The sequence below is a fragment of the Salinivibrio sp. ML198 genome (genome assembly GCF_001996015.1).
GTDB lineage: Bacteria > Pseudomonadota > Gammaproteobacteria > Enterobacterales > Vibrionaceae > Salinivibrio > Salinivibrio siamensis.
In genome coordinates this window covers 13,249-30,063 of sequence record NZ_MUEZ01000025.1, presented here as the reverse complement: position 1 = coordinate 30,063, position 16,815 = coordinate 13,249, and the positions used below count along the sequence as shown (strand labels likewise).

At 50.9% G+C, this 16,815-nt stretch carries 17 protein-coding genes and 3 tRNA genes; all 20 read right to left on the bottom strand.

Annotated elements, in window-relative coordinates:
• Window position 1 precedes the first annotated feature (1 nt).
• Window positions 2–86: transfer RNA gene (locus BZG25_RS14795), tRNA-Leu, on the bottom strand.
• 42 nt (window positions 87–128) lie between these two features.
• Window positions 129–205, bottom strand: a tRNA-Arg gene (locus tag BZG25_RS14790).
• Between the two features lie 2 nt (window positions 206–207).
• Window positions 208–282 (bottom strand) — tRNA-Gln (locus BZG25_RS14785).
• Window positions 283–400: 118 nt separating this feature from the next.
• Complete coding sequence (glmU, locus tag BZG25_RS14780; RefSeq protein WP_077579389.1) at window positions 401–1,759, bottom strand: bifunctional UDP-N-acetylglucosamine diphosphorylase/glucosamine-1-phosphate N-acetyltransferase GlmU; 1,359 nt, start codon at window positions 1,757–1,759, stop codon at window positions 401–403.
• Between the two features lie 155 nt (window positions 1,760–1,914).
• Entirely contained in the window at window positions 1,915–2,337 is a 423-nt protein-coding gene (locus tag BZG25_RS14775) for a F0F1 ATP synthase subunit epsilon (protein WP_046074864.1), read from the bottom strand.
• 19 nt (window positions 2,338–2,356) lie between these two features.
• Window positions 2,357–3,760, bottom strand: coding sequence for a F0F1 ATP synthase subunit beta (gene atpD, locus BZG25_RS14770; RefSeq protein ID WP_046074863.1), 1,404 nt, complete (start codon window positions 3,758–3,760; stop codon window positions 2,357–2,359).
• Window positions 3,761–3,796: 36 nt separating this feature from the next.
• Window positions 3,797–4,663, bottom strand: coding sequence for a F0F1 ATP synthase subunit gamma (atpG, locus tag BZG25_RS14765; RefSeq protein WP_046074862.1), 867 nt, complete (start codon window positions 4,661–4,663; stop codon window positions 3,797–3,799).
• A gap of 46 nt (window positions 4,664–4,709) precedes the next feature.
• Window positions 4,710–6,251: a F0F1 ATP synthase subunit alpha gene (gene atpA, locus BZG25_RS14760; protein WP_077579390.1), complete on the bottom strand. Its 1,542-nt coding sequence runs from the start codon at window positions 6,249–6,251 to the stop codon at window positions 4,710–4,712.
• Between the two features lie 16 nt (window positions 6,252–6,267).
• Window positions 6,268–6,801, bottom strand: a complete 534-nt coding sequence (gene atpH / locus BZG25_RS14755; protein WP_046074860.1) for a F0F1 ATP synthase subunit delta — start codon at window positions 6,799–6,801, stop codon at window positions 6,268–6,270.
• A 15-nt stretch (window positions 6,802–6,816) separates the two neighbouring features.
• Entirely contained in the window at window positions 6,817–7,287 is a 471-nt protein-coding gene (gene atpF / locus BZG25_RS14750; protein ID WP_046074859.1) for a F0F1 ATP synthase subunit B, read from the bottom strand.
• A gap of 52 nt (window positions 7,288–7,339) precedes the next feature.
• On the bottom strand, window positions 7,340–7,591 hold the full coding sequence (gene atpE, locus BZG25_RS14745) for a F0F1 ATP synthase subunit C (RefSeq protein ID WP_025672872.1): 252 nt from the start codon (window positions 7,589–7,591) through the stop codon (window positions 7,340–7,342).
• A 70-nt stretch (window positions 7,592–7,661) separates the two neighbouring features.
• Window positions 7,662–8,450: a F0F1 ATP synthase subunit A gene (gene atpB, locus BZG25_RS14740; protein WP_077607318.1), complete on the bottom strand. Its 789-nt coding sequence runs from the start codon at window positions 8,448–8,450 to the stop codon at window positions 7,662–7,664.
• A gap of 8 nt (window positions 8,451–8,458) precedes the next feature.
• Window positions 8,459–8,848: a F0F1 ATP synthase subunit I gene (locus tag BZG25_RS14735; protein ID WP_046074857.1), complete on the bottom strand. Its 390-nt coding sequence runs from the start codon at window positions 8,846–8,848 to the stop codon at window positions 8,459–8,461.
• A gap of 180 nt (window positions 8,849–9,028) precedes the next feature.
• Window positions 9,029–9,919, bottom strand: a complete 891-nt coding sequence (locus BZG25_RS14730) for a ParB/RepB/Spo0J family partition protein (protein WP_046074856.1) — start codon at window positions 9,917–9,919, stop codon at window positions 9,029–9,031.
• 8 nt (window positions 9,920–9,927) lie between these two features.
• Window positions 9,928–10,725, bottom strand: a complete 798-nt coding sequence (locus BZG25_RS14725) for a ParA family protein (protein ID WP_046074855.1) — start codon at window positions 10,723–10,725, stop codon at window positions 9,928–9,930.
• A gap of 13 nt (window positions 10,726–10,738) precedes the next feature.
• On the bottom strand, window positions 10,739–11,365 hold the full coding sequence (rsmG, locus tag BZG25_RS14720) for a 16S rRNA (guanine(527)-N(7))-methyltransferase RsmG (protein WP_077639328.1): 627 nt from the start codon (window positions 11,363–11,365) through the stop codon (window positions 10,739–10,741).
• On the bottom strand, window positions 11,366–13,255 hold the full coding sequence (mnmG, locus tag BZG25_RS14715; RefSeq protein ID WP_046074895.1) for a tRNA uridine-5-carboxymethylaminomethyl(34) synthesis enzyme MnmG: 1,890 nt from the start codon (window positions 13,253–13,255) through the stop codon (window positions 11,366–11,368).
• A 393-nt stretch (window positions 13,256–13,648) separates the two neighbouring features.
• Window positions 13,649–14,101 carry an FMN-binding protein MioC gene (gene mioC / locus BZG25_RS14710; protein WP_046074853.1) on the bottom strand — a complete coding sequence of 151 codons (453 nt, stop codon included), beginning with the start codon at window positions 14,099–14,101 and terminating at the stop codon, window positions 13,649–13,651.
• Between the two features lie 66 nt (window positions 14,102–14,167).
• Complete coding sequence (locus BZG25_RS14705; protein WP_052708062.1) at window positions 14,168–15,268, bottom strand: GGDEF domain-containing protein; 1,101 nt, start codon at window positions 15,266–15,268, stop codon at window positions 14,168–14,170.
• A 150-nt stretch (window positions 15,269–15,418) separates the two neighbouring features.
• Window positions 15,419–16,783 (bottom strand): tRNA uridine-5-carboxymethylaminomethyl(34) synthesis GTPase MnmE, encoded by a 1,365-nt coding sequence (gene mnmE, locus BZG25_RS14700; protein ID WP_077639327.1) that lies wholly within the window; start codon window positions 16,781–16,783, stop codon window positions 15,419–15,421.
• Window positions 16,784–16,815 lie beyond the last annotated feature (32 nt).

Below are 16,815 nucleotides of genomic sequence, written 5' to 3'. Positions count from 1 at the left end.
ATGGTGCGGAAGGAGAGACTTGAACTCTCACACCTTGCGGCGCCAGAACCTAAATCTGGTGCGTCTACCAATTCCGCCACTTCCGCATTCCAAGTTGTTCATCTGACTTCATGGTAGCTGAAGAAAGATGGCGCGTCCGGGAGGATTCGAACCTCCGACCGCCTGGTTCGTAGCCAGGTACTCTATCCAGCTGAGCTACGGACGCGTTGGCTGGGGTACCAGGATTCGAACCTGGGAATGACGAGATCAAAACCCGTTGCCTTACCGCTTGGCGATACCCCAACTGAGGCGCGCATAATAGGCTGGTTTTTATCGGGAGTCAATACCTGATTTTACCAACCGCACAACTTTTCGCCTTTCAAGCTAAAAAGCCGCCTGTGCGCGCTCAACCATAAGTATTCTACTTTTTTTTCGGCCGTTGCCAAGCCTCAATTGTCCTTGGTTTAGCACGAGTGATGATAAGTTGACCATCGGCGACATCTTTGCTGATGGTGCTGCCAGCCCCAACGGTCACCCCTTCGCCGATCACCACAGGTGCCACCAGCTGAGAGTCCGAACCAATAAAGGCGTTATCTTTAATCACGGTTTTATGTTTATTGGCACCATCGTAATTACAGGTGATCACGCCGGCACCAATGTTCACGCCGCGGCCAACCTCGGTATCACCCAGGTAAGTCAGATGATTGGCTTTCGAGCCTTCGCCTAAGCGAGACTTTTTCATCTCGACAAAGTTGCCCACGTGGGCATCGCGCGCCATCTCGGCGCCCGGACGCAGCCGTGTGAACGGACCAACGGTACAATCCTCACCGACGCTAGCCCCTTCTATCACGCTATACGGACGTACCAATGTATTATCATCAACCTCACAATCAATCAGTACGCTCCCGGCCCCGATGGTCACGTTATCCCCTAAGGTGACATTGCCTTCTATGATCACGTTAGCGTCGATGGTGACATCCTGCCCGCATTGCAGCTGGCCACGCAAGTCAAAACGCGCAGGGTCTATGAGCATCACACCACTGAGTAATAGCTGTTCAGCCTGCATTTTTTGGTATTCGCGCTCAAGGCGTGAAAGCTGCAGGCGGTTATTCACCCCTTCCACTTCCACCGCACTCACAGGATGGACGGCTTGAATCGAGCGGCCTTGTTGATGTGCCAGCGCAATCACATCGGTGAGATAAAACTCGCCTTGCGCGTTGTGGTTATCAAGTTGCGATAACCAATGCCGCAAGTCACGTCCGGTGGCCACCAGCACACCGGTATTAATTTCAGTGATGGCAAGCTGGCTGTCAGTCGCGTCTTTTTGCTCAACAATCGCCACCACTTCCCCGTTTTCACGGACAATACGGCCGTAGCCAGTCGGATCGTCCTGATGCACAGTTAATAGACCAATCCCACCTTCAGGCTGCCCTTCGAGCAAACGCGAGAGGGTTTGCTCTGAAATCAAAGGGACATCGCCGTAGAGCACCAATACTTGCTCATCATCCGCGAAGTGCGGCGCCGCTTGTTGCACGGCATGGCCGGTGCCCAATTGATCCGCTTGCAAGCACCAGTTCACCGGTGAGTGCGCTAAAACGCGCTGCATAGTGTCGCCACCATGGCCATAAACCAAATGGATTTGCGAAGCGCCGAGGCCGTGGCAAGTGTCAATAACGTGCTCAACCATAGGCTTACCCGCCAAGGTATGAAGCACCTTAGGGGTTTGTGAATACATGCGCGTGCCCTTACCGGCCGCGAGAATAACTGCACTGTATTGCATAGTTTTTCCGTGATAAAAGAGAAGTTTGTCTATTAAGTTGCCCTTAGTGTAACGCGTTTTAGGTGTCGCGCGAATCGCAGACTACAAGGTGGTCTTTGCAGGCAATAAAAAAGCGACGCCGAAGCGTCGCTTTTATTCTCACCGTAAGTGCCTGATTAACGCTTGTGCTTGGTCAGCTCGATCACTCGAAGCTTCGCAATCGCCTTAGCCAGGTCACTGGCCGCTTGAGCAAAGTCGACGTCTTTATGCTGATTGTGGATTTTATCCTCAGCGCGGCGCTTCGCTTCTTCCGCCTTAGCTTGGTCCAGTTCTTCACCACGAATTGCGGTGTCAGCCAGCACAGTCACTGTGCCAGGCTGCACTTCAAGCGTGCCACCAGAAAGATAAATAATCTCTTCGCTACCGCCTTGTTTGACGATGCGAACCATGCCAGGCGTGATAGCGGTCAGCAGCGGTGTGTGTCCTGCGTGAATACCCAGTTCACCTTCGCTACCGGTCACCTGAATATGCTCAGCACGACCAGAGAACAATTGTCGCTCTGCACTGACCACATCCAGATGGAAGGTTATCGCTGCCATATCGCCTCCTACTCAAGCCTTACAGGTTTTTCGCTTTTTCGAGCACTTCTTCGATGCTACCGCAGTACAGGAATGCCTGCTCTGGGATGTCATCGTACTCACCACTGAGCAGGCCTTTGAAGCTTGCAATGGTATCTTTTAGCGAAACATAAACACCTGGCTGGCCGGTGAAGACTTCGGCGACGTGGTAAGGCTGCGTCAAGAAACGCTCAATCTTACGTGCACGTGCAACCGTCAGCTTATCTTCTTCAGACAGCTCATCCATACCTAGGATAGCAATGATGTCTTTCAGCTCTTTATAGCGCTGAAGGACAGACTGCACGCCACGAGCCACGTCATAATGGTCTTGACCAACCACCAATGGGTCCAACATACGTGAGGTTGAATCCAGTGGGTCAATCGCCGGGTACATACCCATCGACGCGATGTTACGCGACAATACAACCGTTGCATCCAAGTGGGCAAAGGTGGTGGCGGGTGACGGGTCAGTCAAGTCATCCGCAGGAACGTAAACCGCCTGTACCGAGGTGATAGAACCGGTACGGGTTGAGGTAATACGCTCTTGCAGCACACCCATCTCTTCAGCCAGTGTTGGCTGGTAACCTACTGCCGATGGCATACGACCCAACAGGGCAGATACTTCGGTACCGGCAAGGGTGTAACGATAGATGTTATCGATGAACAGCAGTACATCACGGCCATCATCACGGAATTTTTCCGCCATGGTTAGGCCAGTCAGTGCGACACGCAGGCGGTTACCTGGTGGCTCGTTCATCTGACCATAGACCATGGCCACTTTTGACTCTTCGGGATTCTCAATGTTTACAACACCGGCTTCCTGCATTTCGTAGTAGAAGTCGTTACCCTCACGAGTACGCTCACCGACACCAGCGAATACAGACAGACCTGAGTGTTGCAGTGCGATGTTGTTGATAAGCTCCATCATGTTAACGGTCTTACCGACACCCGCACCGCCAAACAGACCGATTTTACCGCCTTTGGCAAACGGACAGATAAGGTCGATAACCTTAACGCCGGTTTCCAAAAGCTCGGTCGCGCTCGACTGATCTTCATAGCTTGGCGCTTCACGGTGGATAGAGTAACGCTCTTTCTCACCGAGATCGCCACGCTCATCAATCGCGTCACCCAAGACGTTGACGATACGCCCCAGCGTGGCTTCACCCACAGGGACTTCGATTGCTTTACCTGTATTTTCTACTTCGATTCCACGACGCAGACCATCAGATGAGCCCATTGCGATGGCACGGATAACGCCACCACCAAGCTGCTGCTGAACTTCCAGCACCAGACGCTCGCCTTCACGTTTCACATTCAACGCATCGTATACCTTAGGTACGGCGTCTTGTGGAAACTCTACGTCGACTACCGCACCGATGATCTGAACGATCTTACCTGTAGCCATCGTTATTCCTCTAAACTAGTTCGTTAACCCTTGCCTTTACACCGCGCTTGCGCCAGAAACAATTTCTGACAACTCTTGGGTGATTGCAGCCTGACGGGCTTTGTTGTAAACCAATTGCAGATCATCAATCAGATTCCCCGCATTATCGGTCGCAGCTTTCATTGCCACCATACGTGCCGCTTGCTCACTGGCGAGGTTCTCTACCACACCTTGATACACTTGCGATTCGGCATAGCGAACCAACAAGGTATCGAGCAACGGCTTCGGCTCAGGTTCATAGATATAATCCCAAGCGTGGCTGCGCTGCATCTCCTCGTCGTCTGACTTTGGCAAAGGCAGCAATTGATCGATCACTGGGGTCTGCACCATGGTGTTTTCAAACTTATTGAAAACCAGGTACAAGCGGTCCAGCTCACCTTCATCATATTTTTTCAGCATCACCCCAACAGTACCGATGAGGTCTTCCAGTACTGGGGTGTCACCCAGGCCAGAAGTTTGTGCCACTACATTGCCGCCGTAGCTGTTAAAGAAAGCGGTGGCTTTCGCCCCAACCAGTGCCATGTCGATTTCGGCACCTTTTTGGCTCCAGCTTTCCATATCGTTGATGACACTTTTGAACAAGTTAATGTTCAGGCCACCACACAGTCCGCGGTCAGTAGAAATGATGATGTAACCAACGCGCTTGGCTTCCCGCTCTTCCAAATAGGGATGGCGGTACTCCAAGTTACCCAGTGCAAGATGACCGATCACTTTGCGCATAGTGACAGCGTATGGACGTGACGACTCCATGGCTTCTTGCGTTTTACGCATTTTGGAGGCTGCCACCATTTCCATCGCTTTAGTGATCTTCTGTGTGTTTTTCACACTTCCGATCTTATTACGAATCTCTTTTGCGCCGGCCATAGTTACTCTCCATTAGTGGGCGACCACCGAAGTGGTCACCTACGTGTTACCAAGTCTGGGTCGCTTTGAAGTCATCCAACAGCTTTTTCAGCTGTGCTTCAACGTCATCGTTGTAAGCACCAGACTCTTCAATTTGAGCAGCCAGGTCAGCGTACTGGCTCTTCGCAAAGGCCAGTAGGGAACGTTCAAAGTCACCGATCTTGTTCAGCTCAACATCTTCCAAGTAGCCTTTCTCAGCCGCAAAGATCACCAACGCCTGCTCAAACACAGACATAGGAGCATATTGCATCTGCTTCATCAGCTCGGTCACTTTCTGACCGTGATCCAATTGCTTCTTGGTCGCGTCATCCAGATCAGAAGAGAATTGCGCAAAGGCCGCCAGTTCACGATATTGTGCAAGGGCTGTACGAATACCGCCTGACAATTTCTTCATGATCTTGGTTTGTGCAGAACCACCCACACGCGACACCGAAATGCCTGGGTCAACCGCTGGGCGAATACCCGCGTTAAACAGCTCGGTTTGTAGGAAGATCTGACCGTCGGTGATCGAGATAACGTTAGTCGGTACGAACGCCGATACGTCACCGGCTTGGGTTTCAATGATAGGCAGCGCCGTCAATGAACCGGTTTTGCCTTTCACTTCACCTTTAGTGAACTCTTCCACATAGTGGGCGTTAACACGTGCCGCACGCTCAAGAAGACGTGAGTGCAAGTAGAAAACATCACCCGGGAAAGCTTCACGACCCGGTGGACGGCGTAGCAATAGTGAGATCTGACGGTATGCAACAGCCTGTTTAGACAGGTCATCGTAGACAATCAGCGCATCTTCACCGCGGTCACGGAAGTACTCACCCATTGCACAACCCGCGTAAGGCGCGAGGTACTGCAATGCTGCGGCTTCAGACGCTGATGCCACCACCACAATGGTGTTTTTCAGTGCATCATGTTCTTCCAGCTTGCGCACCACGTTAGCAATGGTCGAGGCTTTCTGACCAATCGCCACATAGATGGAGTAGATACCCGAGTTTTTCTGGTTAATGATCGCATCGATCGCCAACGCCGTTTTACCGGTTTGGCGGTCACCGATGATCAGCTCACGCTGGCCTCGGCCGATAGGGATCATCGAGTCAACCGCTTTGTAGCCGGTTTGCACTGGCTGATCAACGGATTGACGTGCGATAACACCTGGGGCGATCACTTCGACTGGCGACGTGGTTTTTGCCTCAATAGGGCCTTTACCATCAATCGGCTCACCCAGGGTGTTTACCACGCGGCCCAATAGTTCAGGACCTGTTGGTACTTCAAGGATACGGCCTGTGCCGGTCACCTTCATGCCTTCTTGGAGGTCCGAGTAAGGACCCATCACAACCGCACCCACTGAGTCACGCTCAAGGTTCAATGCAAGTGCATAGCGGTTGCCAGGCAGTTCAATCATTTCACCTTGCATCGCATCAGCAAGGCCGTGAATGCGAATGATACCGTCGCTGACTGACACGATGGTACCTTCGTTGCGCGCTTCACTCACAACGTCGAATTTCTCGATGCGTTGTTTGATCAAATCGCTAATTTCCGTGGAATTAAGTTGCATGCTCCAATTCCCCAAATCAAGACTGCAATGCATCGCTCAGGCGGCGCATACGGCCACTTACTGAGTTATCGATGACCAAGTCTCCAGCTCGAATAATAACCCCGGCAACCAGGGTTTCGTCTACACTACAGTTCAGCTTTACTTTGCGCTCAAGACGCGCGGCGAGCTTGTCACTGATGGCTTGTTGTTGCTCTTCGGAAAGAGCCGTCGCTGAAATCACTTGAACTTCAACTTCTTTTTCCAGTTCCAGACGCATCGCTAGGAACTGCTCACAAACCTCAGGAAGAGCTTTTAAGCGCTTGTTTTCGGCCATCACCTTAATCAGGTTTTGACCAAAATCATTGAGCTGATCACCGCCAACTGTGATGAACATCTCTGCCAATGTGTCAGCAGAGAAAGAGGCATCCAACATATGTTGAACACGTTCATCACGGGCAATCTCAGCAGTAAAGGCGAGCATTTCAGCCCATTGAGCTAACTCGCCTTTTTCTACCGCAAAATCAAAGGCTGCTTTCGCGTAGGGGCGAGCGAGTGTTGTCAGTTCAGACATTGCTGCCCCTCCTTGTTACAGTTCTGCAGTGATTTTATCGAGAAGATCTTTATGAGCATTCTCGTCAATAGAGCGCTCAATAATTTTCTCGGCACCAATAACAGCGAGCGATGCAACTTGCTTACGCAGCTCATCGCGAGCACGGTTACGCTCGGCTTCTAGCTCGGCTTTACCCTGATTGAGGATATTGTCGCGCTCAGCAGCCGCTTCTGCACGTGCCTCATCGAGGATTTGTGCTTTGCGCTTATTGGCCTGCTCGATAATGTCAGTTGCGTTGCGCTTCGCTTCTTTCAATTGATCAGAAGCATTCGCCTGGGCCAAATCCAGGTCTTTGGCGGCGCGATCAGCCGCCGCGAGACCGTCAGCGATTTTTTTCTGACGTTCCTCAATCGCTTGCATCAATGGTGGCCATACATATTTCATGCAGAACCACACAAAGATAGTGAACGCGATTGCCTGGCCTAGCAGAGTTGCGTTGATATTCACAACGGCGCCTCCTTAATCATAAGCTAAAGGGTCTGTTCAGCTATTAGCCAGTTTACAGTTGACCTACGAATGGGTTCGCGAACGTGAACAGCAGTGCGATTACGATACCGATCATTGGAACCGCATCAAGAAGACCCGCGATGATGAACATCTTAACTTGCAGCATAGGAGCCATCTCAGGTTGACGTGCTGCACCTTCAAGGAATTTACCACCCAGCAGGGCGAAACCAATCGCAGTACCAAGGGAAGCAAGACCTACAATGATGCCCACGGCAATTGCAGAAAAGCTCAATAAAGTTTCCATCACTATCTCCAGTTTTCGTTGTCGGCTTTGAGCCAATAATGACTAACAAATTGCTTTCTAAAAAATGTCATCAATGATCTGAGTCTTCGTGTGCCTGCGAGAGATACACGATGGTCAACATCATAAAGACAAAGGCTTGAATCGTAATGACTAGAATGTGGAATATTGCCCACGGCACAGAGCCCAGCCATTGCGCCCACCACGGCAACAACGCCGCGATAAGAATAAATACCACCTCACCGGCAAACATGTTACCGAACAGACGCATCCCGAGTGAAATAGGCTTCGCCAGCAGCGAAACTATCTCCAACAGGAGGTTGAACGGAATCATGATAGGGTGATTGAACGGGTGTAGCGCCAGCTCTTTGGCAAAGCCACCCACACCTTTAATCTTGATGCTGTAGAAAATCATCAAGAAGAACACGCCCAGCGCCATCGCAAGGGTGATATTTACGTCTGCAGTTGGCACCACTTTCAAGTAAGGAATGCCTAACCAGTGTTCCGCCGGATACGGTAGAAAATCGATAGGGATTAAGTCCATCGTATTCATCAAGAATATCCAGACGAAGATAGTCAGGGCCAAAGGTGCGATCAGTGGATTTCGTCCATGGAAGGTTTCGCGGACGTTGTCATCAACGAACTCAACCAAGATCTCAACGAAGCACTGAAACTTACCCGGGACACCTGTCGATGCTTTCTTTGCCACCGATCGGAAAAGGCCTAGGAAGACAATACCGATGAGGACAGAGAAAAACAGGCTATCAATGTGAACCGCCCAAAACCCCTCACCGCTTGACAAGTGTGTCAGGTGGTGAGTGATATAGCCAGACGGTGTAAGCGCATCACCTGACGCAGCCATAACTCATCCTATTTGTTGTTGTTAATGAATAAAACTGGCGCGAGGATATTAACCCCTAATGCCAGCAAATAGGCCAGTTTGAGGGGAAGCAATTCCACCTCGACATACAGGTAAGCAAGGACAAACAAGACGACAGTCAGTGAAATTTTCAACACTTCACCGCTAAAGAAGGACGCAACTACGAATTTCGCAGCTCTTGCCCCACTAAAAAGGAAAGCACACGCCGCAAAGGCAGCATTGGCAACCACAAAGATGCCCCCACCGATCAGCGCGGATTTTCCCCAGTCGACATTGATAGCAAGCGCCATCACGATTGCCGTTGCTAATACGACGCCAGCTTGCAAAAGCACCAATTTTGTCGCGATTTCACGACCCGGCCGCGCGAGCGTCGATACCATGTATTTGTTCCTCGATTCCGTTCCACTTAGCACTGTTGCCGTGCTGGGAAAACAGCAAAAATTATACGTTTCGCCCCAACTAATGCAATCGCATCGATGTAAAAAAGCGGGGAAAATTTTACAACAGAGTAACCTGATCACAGTAAGCGCTTTTATGTAACAAAAAGCGAATGGCATAGGTCACATTTCTTCGTCGAAAATTGCAAGAATTTGCGCTAATTTTTCAGATTCTTCAAAATTAATCACCAATTTCCCACTACCGTTTTTCTGTTGTGTTAACGCGACACTGGCTCCTAGCTTATCGCCAAGTCGTTGCTGGAGCGCTTCGACTTCAGGTGATAATTTAGGCTTTTCCGTTTCAACAGGAGGCGAAAGCATCTTTTTTACTAGTTTTTCTATCTGGCGAACCGTCATCTTTTTATTGACGGCGGTCAGCGCCGCATCGATTTGTGCGTCGCCTTCGAGCGCCAGCAGGGCACGTGCGTGACCCATCTCGAGTTGTTTGTTAAGCAGCAATTGCCGCACACCGGACTCCAATCCATTTAACCTAAGTAGATTACTAATGGTGGCCCGAGATTTACCGAGTGACTCCGCCAACTGTTGGTGAGTCAGTTCAAATTCGTCAACTAAGCGCGCGAGTGCCTGGGCTTCTTCCATCGCATTCAGGTTCTCGCGCTGGATATTCTCAATCAAGGCGACCGCACTGGCGACCTTATCGCTCATCTCGCGCACCAAGCAGGGGACATTGTTAAGCCCTGCTTGCTTAGCGGCACGCCAGCGACGCTCACCGGCAATGATTTCATAGCGCCCGGCTGCCACTTGACGGACAACCAAAGGCTGAATAATACCTTGCGCGCGGATGGACTCGGTTAACTCTTCCAGTGCCTCCTCAGCCATATCTTGACGTGGCTGATACTGACCTGGCTCCAACGCAGTAACGGGCAACTGCTGTAATTCGCTGTTACTCGTATTGGTGGACTCAGGGGAAGCTTGGGTGGATGACTGTGCATGTGCACTGGTCGCCAACAAGGCATCCAGGCCCTTTCCAAGACCGCGTTTCGCTGAATTCATTGTTTTCCTCAGGCATTGACAGCGTCTGGCGAGGAGCGTGCTTGCTCTTCGCGACGCAGGATTTCACCCGCAAGGGCGAGGTAGGCTTTGGCACCGCTCGATAATTTGTCGTAGTACATGGCGGGTCGGCCATGACTTGGCGCTTCCGCAAGCCGCACGTTGCGAGGAATCACGGTACGATACACCTTATCACCGAAGTGTTTTTTGATCTGATCCGATACTTCGGTCGCTAATCGGTTACGCGGATCGTACATGGTGCGCAGCACCCCTTCCACGTGAAGCTCAGCATTGACCACACTGGCAAGCTTGCTGATGGTATCCATCAATGCCGTTAATCCCTCCAGGGCAAAGTACTCACACTGCATGGGAACCAACACAGAGTTGGCAGCGGTCATTGCGTTAATAGTCAGCAAGTTGAGCGAAGGTGGGCAATCAATAAAAATATAATCATAGCGATCCACCACCGGCTCAAGCATGGTGCGCAGGCGAACTTCGCGAGCGAATACTTCCATCAGCTTAATTTCAGCGGCGGTCACGTCGCCATTGGCGGCAATCAGGTGATAGCTGCCTGCCGTGTCTTCCACCACGACTTGCTCAAACGGTGTGTCTTCAATTAAGAGGTCGTAGGCAGTGGCATGCACATCGTATTTATCCACCCCACTGGCCATGGTCGCGTTGCCCTGTGGGTCTAAATCAATCAGTAGCACTTTGCGATTGGTGGCAGCCAGTGACGCTGCAAGGTTGACACTGGTGGTGGTTTTCCCCACGCCGCCTTTCTGGTTTGCTACCGCGATAACTTTACCCACGTGCTCTCGACCTCTATTCGTTACTCTTTGCTCTCAAGATTACTAGATGACGCGCCCCTTCCAATCCCGGTACCTTCAAAGCTTTGATATCGGTCACAGAACAAGCAGCAGGCAAGGCATCCAGCTCCTGCTGGTCCACTTGCCCTTTCAGCGCGTAAAATTGTCCCTCAGCATGAGGAAGATGTTGGCACCAGCTCACCATGTCGTTCATGGAAGCAAACGCTCGGCTCAAGACGCCATCAAAGCCATTATCGGGGATAAAGTCCTCGACGCGGCTTTGTACCGGCGTGACATTGTCTATTTCTAGTTCGTGCAACACTTGGCGAATGAAGCGGATCCGTTTCCCTAAACTGTCTAGCAGGGTGAAGTGTTTATCCGGATTCGCAATAGCCAGAGGAATACCTGGTAATCCTGGACCTGTCCCCACATCGATAAAATGATCGCCGTCAAGATGGGGGGAAACAACCAAACTATCAAGAATATGTTTCACCACCATGTCTTCGGGACGACGGACAGATGTCAGGTTGTACGCCTTGTTCCATTTATCCAACAGGCGCACATAGGAAAGGAGCTGAGCCTGTTGTTGTGCAGACAAAACCAGGCCTGCTTTGGCAAGCCCTTGTTGTATTTGTGATTCCATTTATGCCCCTTTCTTCAACATGCCTTGTTTTTTCAAGTGCACAAGCAAAATGGAGATGGCAGCGGGTGTCACACCAGAAATGCGAGACGCTTTGCCCACGGTTTCCGGGCGTGCATCGGCAAGCTTCCCTTTCACCTCATTGGACAAGCCTTTAATTTGCTCATAATCGAGGTCTGTTGGCAGTGTCGTATGTTCATGACGCTGCGACTTGGCGATTTCATCCTGCTGACGGTCGATGTAACCGGCATATTTCACTTGGATCTCCACTTGCTCACTGGCTTGCGTGTCTTGATGGGCCGGCCCAAAGGTCGGTAACGCCACAATATCTTGATAACGCAGCTCGGGACGACGCAGCAAATCTTCGCCATTGGCTTCACGTGCTAAGGGGGTTTTCAGCATGGCGTTAAGCGCAGTAACATCGTCCGAATGTGGATGGATCCAAGTCCCACGCAGGCGCTGACGCTCTTGCTCCATGTTTTCCATTTTCTGATTAAAACGCGCCCAGCGAGCATCGTCGACCAAACCAAGCTCGCGCCCTTTTTCGGTTAAGCGCATATCAGCATTGTCTTCGCGCAATAGTAATCGATACTCGGCACGAGAGGTAAACATGCGGTAAGGCTCTTGGGTGCCCATGGTGGAGAGATCGTCGATCAACACGCCCATATAGGCTTGATCGCGACGTGGGCTCCAGCCTTCTTTGCCTTGAGCTTGTAATGCCGCGTTACACCCAGCGAGCAAACCTTGCGCCCCGGCTTCTTCATAACCGGTGGTACCGTTAATTTGTCCCGCAAAAAATAACCCGTCGATAAATTTGGTTTCTAGCGTTTGTTTGAGATCGCGAGGATCAAAGAAATCATACTCGATCGCATAGCCAGGGCGGATCACTTTGGCGTTTTCAAACCCTTTGATCGACTGGATAATGCCCATTTGCACATCAAACGGCAAGCTGGTGGAGATGCCATTCGGATACAACTCATTGCTGGTCAACCCTTCTGGTTCCACAAAGATTTGATGTTTGTCTTTGTCGGCAAACCGCATCACCTTGTCTTCAATCGACGGACAATAACGCGGCCCAATACCTTCAATCACGCCAGAATACATCGGACTACGAGAAAGGTTTTCGCGGATGACGTCGTGCGTTCTTTCATTGGTGTAGGTGATATAGCACGGGATTTGTTGCGGATGCTGCTGGACATTTCCCATGAATGAAAATACCGGGCAAGGGGTATCACCATGTTGGGTTTGCATCACTGAAAAATCGACCGAGCGTGCGTCAATGCGCGGAGGTGTGCCGGTTTTCAGTCGATCAACGCGAAACGGTAATGCACGTAAGCGATCCGCAAGTTTGTTTGACGGCGGATCACCGGCACGCCCACCGGCGTAATTATCCATACCGATATGGATTTTCCCACCCAAAAAGGTTCCGACCGTTAGCACAACCGTGGTCGCGCTGAACTTCAGCCCCATTTCTGTTTCTACGCCTGTAACACGATCCTGCTCGACGATCAGGTCGACCACCGCTTGTTGAAACAAAGAAAGGTTTGGCGTGTTCTCCAAGGTATGACGGATCGCCGCTTTGTAAAGTGCGCGATCAGCTTGAGCTCGTGTCGCGCGTACCGCCGGTCCTTTAGATGCATTCAGCGTTCTAAATTGGATCCCGCCTTTGTCGGTGGCTTGCGCCATGGCACCACCCAGGGCATCAATTTCTTTTACCAGGTGTCCTTTCCCGATCCCACCAATCGCGGGGTTACACGACATCTGTCCCAAGGTGTCGATATTATGGGTCAACAACAGTGTTCTTTGATTCATCCGGGCAGCAGCCAGTGCCGCTTCGGTACCAGCATGGCCACCACCCACAACGATGACGTCAAAGTGATCCTGGTAAAACATGATTAAAGCCTCAACCTGGTTAAGTGTTTGCGCATGAACTAAGCAAAAGGGGCGACATTCTAGCGCTTTTTCTGCCAACAGGGAACCAAACCTTGATCCGGATCGTTAGAGCGCATTGGCTTTATATATATAAGATCTTTATATAGATCCTTTGTTAGATCTACTATTAGGGAAAGGGATCTTAGTGGATAACTAAAAAAAGATCATAGAGATCAAGGATCTTGAAACGATCACTTTCTGTGGGTGGCCTTGGATCCGATCCTGTATCACCTGGGATCAAAATGGGTGGTTATCCACATAGGGGGCAGGGGATGAAAAGTATTAAATGGATAACTAAAGGAAGATCACTGGGTTATTCCTTAGTTATCCACAGTTAGGTTGGTTGTTTTTTGTTCACTTGAGCGCGTGAAGTTGTGGTTCCCAGTCTGTTAACCAGCGTTCGGCTTCATCTTCAGGGACCGGATGCGCTTGAATATCGATATCAATGCGCTCACCGACTTTGATTGCGCCCAAGTCTTGTAATAACGCATCTGCTTTCATGCCTGCTTCGCAAAACGTGTCGTAGCTCGAGTCCCCAATCCCGACCACGCCATAGTGAACGTCGCGTAGCATCGGGCGCTCGGTGATCAGTTGTTCCATTAAGGGAGCGATGCTGTCTGGAAAGTCCCCTGCGCCATGGGTTGACGTGACGATCAATAGGGTAGAGGCACCGAGCACATCATCAATGAGCCCCTCGTTGACCACTTGAGGGTGATGGCCTTTTGCTTGCAAGAGATCTGCGAGATGATCGCCGACATACTCAGCGCCACCTAGGGTACTGCCGGTAATAATAGTGATAGTTGCCATGCTTTCCTCATCGTTAAGGTATTCATCCCTAGTATTTCGACCTTACCTTAAGGAGTCAATCTCCGCTTAAACCGCTTGGCTAGCCGTCATCTGACTAAGTTGACAGACACATTGGTTGCCGCCCGCTTGTTTCGCCTCCGTCATGGCTTGGCAGGCTTGGTCAATTAACTCGATCGCTTGACCGTTTCCGGAAAAGTGCTGAACGATGCCTATCGAGGCGGTGAATGCATGGGCGCCGCCATGAAAGGTAAAGGGGGTCTCTGCGATGGCGTGATAACATTTAACCGCCCATTTTGGGGCATCGGCGCAATCATTTTCTTTGAGCATGACTAAAAACTGATCGGCGTGAGTGCGGCTAAGTAGGGCATCGCGTGGTAGATGACGATGAAGTAAGCCGGCCAGGAACTGTAAGCTTTGATCACCAATAGAGTGGCCATGTTGCGTATTAAAATGCTGAAAATGATCAATATTAATGCAAAGGATTGCGATCGGCTTGTCGGTCGATGATTGGCACTCCGTGCTCAGTCGGCGATAAAACTGGGTTGCATTCCATGTTTGCGCTAGGGGCTCGCGCTGAATGTACTGCCGTGCCTGCCGGTTGAGGGTGTAGAGATCATGGAGATAGAAGTCCATTAAAATTACTGATAAGGCAATAAATATCAGGACAACGCTAAGGTAAATGGTTTTGCTGTTTAGGGTGGAAAGGTTTACCAAGGGGTCGGGCGTGGGTAATACCTGGATGGAAAACATTAAGCCGATGGCTGTCAGTGATAGCCCGTAACGCGCCAGACGCTCATTGGGGTCAAACAGCAATAAGACGATAGTGGGCGAGACCAGTAACAAGAGTTCGTTCTGGCTTTGTGCCGCAAACACCCAGTAAGACATGATGAACTGCTGGGCAAAAAACATGAAAAAAAGGTAGTACCGAGCGATATACCAGCGTCCTGACCACATCAACAGCCAGGTTGCCGCGTACAAAAAGGCGTAACTGACGTTGTGCCAAGCCGCGATCGGGGTTTGGAAAGCAAGCCAGTACATGGTGGAGAAAATGATCGTGCCAACCACGCAGATCACCGTGAGTAGATTGGTCATGCGGATCTGATGCCGCATCAGTTGATTATGTTCACTCAGGCCTATTGATAAGATCGGGTTAAAACTTGCCAGCATAGTACCTCCATCCACACCTCGTTAAAGCGTAGCTGATCATGGTGAAAACTACGTGGATAACTTACGATCGAATAATGAGGATAAAGGGGATCAGACGAGGTATCACAAGGGATCCTTAGTAGAAGGATCCCGTGATCAGGTTGGGGATAATTACTTCCCGATGCAGAATGAAGAGAAAATTTTCCCCAGCAAATCATCGGCACTGAACTCACCGGTGATGGTATTGAGGTGTTGCTGAGTGAGGCGTAATTCTTCTGCTAAAATCTCGCCGGCCATATAACCTTCTAGCTGCGCCTGACCGATGTCCAAGTGATGTGCGGCATTAGCAAGCGCGTCGAGGTGACGGCGACGCGCCATAAATCCGCCTTCACTGCCGCCGGCGTAGCCCATACAGGCTTTGAGGTGCTGACGTAATGCGTCCATGCCTTCGCCCGTTTTGGCACTTAAGCGGATGAGTGCGGGATCATGGTTACTATCGTGTCCCATTGGCTCGCCGGTCATATCGACTTTGTTGCGGATCACTGTCATGCCCATCGCTTTAGGTAAACGTGAAACAAAGTCTGGCCAAATTTCCGCAGGATGAGTGGCGTCGGTAGTGGTGCCATCGACCATAAATAAAACGCGATCGGCTTGCTCAATTTCATCCCATGCCCGCTCGACACCAATACGTTCGACCTCATCAGCGGTATCGCGTAGCCCTGCCGTATCAATAATGTGCAAAGGCATACCGTCAATATGAATGTGCTCACGCAAGACATCTCGAGTCGTACCGGCGATATCCGTGACAATCGCGCTATCTTTCCCTGATAAGGCATTCAATAAGCTTGATTTTCCGGCGTTGGGGCGGCCTGCGATCACCACTTTCATTCCCTCACGTATAATCGCCCCTTGGTTGGCTTCTTTGCGCAATGTGGCGAGGTGCTCGATAATCTGCGTGAGATCGCTGGCGACTTTGCCATCAGAGAGAAAGTCGATTTCTTCATCGGGAAAGTCAATTGCGGCTTCAACGTAAATACGCAGGTGAATCACTTTTTCCACCAGCGCATTCACCTGACTAGAGAAGGCGCCTTGCAGCGATTGCAAGGCCGAGCGGGCGGCCTGCTCGGAGCTGGCATCAATCAAGTCGGCAATGGCTTCAGCTTGGGCTAAATCCAGTTTGTCGTTTAAAAACGCGCGTTCGGAGAACTCTCCGGGTCGTGCGGCACGCACCCCAGAAAACGCACTGATACGCTGAATAAGCATGTCCATGATCACTGGGCCACCATGGCCTTGCAGTTCAAGCACATCCTCGCCTGTGAACGAATGAGGGCCTTTAAAGAATAAAGCAATGCCCTGATCGATAGGTTGACCCTCTTGGTCGAGAAAGGGCAAATAATCTGCACGACGAGGCGCCAGATCACGTCCCGTCATTTTTGTACCAATCTCATGGGCGAGCGGGCCAGACACGCGGACAATCCCTACGCCGCCGCGGCCAGTTGCAGTGGCTTGTGCCACGATAGTGTCGGTTTGAGCCATAGTGCACACTCTTTATTTGAATTACAGGCCTT

What these genes read in the sequence shown, in the direction of transcription:
- glmU (WP_077579389.1), bottom strand. Translation starts at nt 1,759, where the DNA reads ATGCAATACAGTGCAGTTATTCTCGCGGCCGGTAAGGGCACGCGCATG.
- BZG25_RS14775 (WP_046074864.1), bottom strand. Translation starts at nt 2,337, where the DNA reads ATGGCAGCGATAACCTTCCATCTGGATGTGGTCAGTGCAGAGCGACAA.
- atpD (WP_046074863.1), bottom strand. Translation starts at nt 3,760, where the DNA reads ATGGCTACAGGTAAGATCGTTCAGATCATCGGTGCGGTAGTCGACGTA.
- atpG (WP_046074862.1), bottom strand. Translation starts at nt 4,663, where the DNA reads ATGGCCGGCGCAAAAGAGATTCGTAATAAGATCGGAAGTGTGAAAAAC.
- atpA (WP_077579390.1), bottom strand. Translation starts at nt 6,251, where the DNA reads ATGCAACTTAATTCCACGGAAATTAGCGATTTGATCAAACAACGCATC.
- atpH (WP_046074860.1), bottom strand. Translation starts at nt 6,801, where the DNA reads ATGTCTGAACTGACAACACTCGCTCGCCCCTACGCGAAAGCAGCCTTT.
- atpE (WP_025672872.1), bottom strand. Translation starts at nt 7,591, where the DNA reads ATGGAAACTTTATTGAGCTTTTCTGCAATTGCCGTGGGCATCATTGTA.
- atpB (WP_077607318.1), bottom strand. Translation starts at nt 8,450, where the DNA reads ATGGCTGCGTCAGGTGATGCGCTTACACCGTCTGGCTATATCACTCAC.
- BZG25_RS14735 (WP_046074857.1), bottom strand. Translation starts at nt 8,848, where the DNA reads ATGGTATCGACGCTCGCGCGGCCGGGTCGTGAAATCGCGACAAAATTG.
- BZG25_RS14730 (WP_046074856.1), bottom strand. Translation starts at nt 9,919, where the DNA reads ATGAATTCAGCGAAACGCGGTCTTGGAAAGGGCCTGGATGCCTTGTTG.
- rsmG (WP_077639328.1), bottom strand. Translation starts at nt 11,365, where the DNA reads ATGGAATCACAAATACAACAAGGGCTTGCCAAAGCAGGCCTGGTTTTG.
- mnmG (WP_046074895.1), bottom strand. Translation starts at nt 13,255, where the DNA reads ATGTTTTACCAGGATCACTTTGACGTCATCGTTGTGGGTGGTGGCCAT.
- mioC (WP_046074853.1), bottom strand. Translation starts at nt 14,101, where the DNA reads ATGGCAACTATCACTATTATTACCGGCAGTACCCTAGGTGGCGCTGAG.
- BZG25_RS14705 (WP_052708062.1), bottom strand. Translation starts at nt 15,268, where the DNA reads ATGCTGGCAAGTTTTAACCCGATCTTATCAATAGGCCTGAGTGAACAT.
- mnmE (WP_077639327.1), bottom strand. Translation starts at nt 16,783, where the DNA reads ATGGCTCAAACCGACACTATCGTGGCACAAGCCACTGCAACTGGCCGC.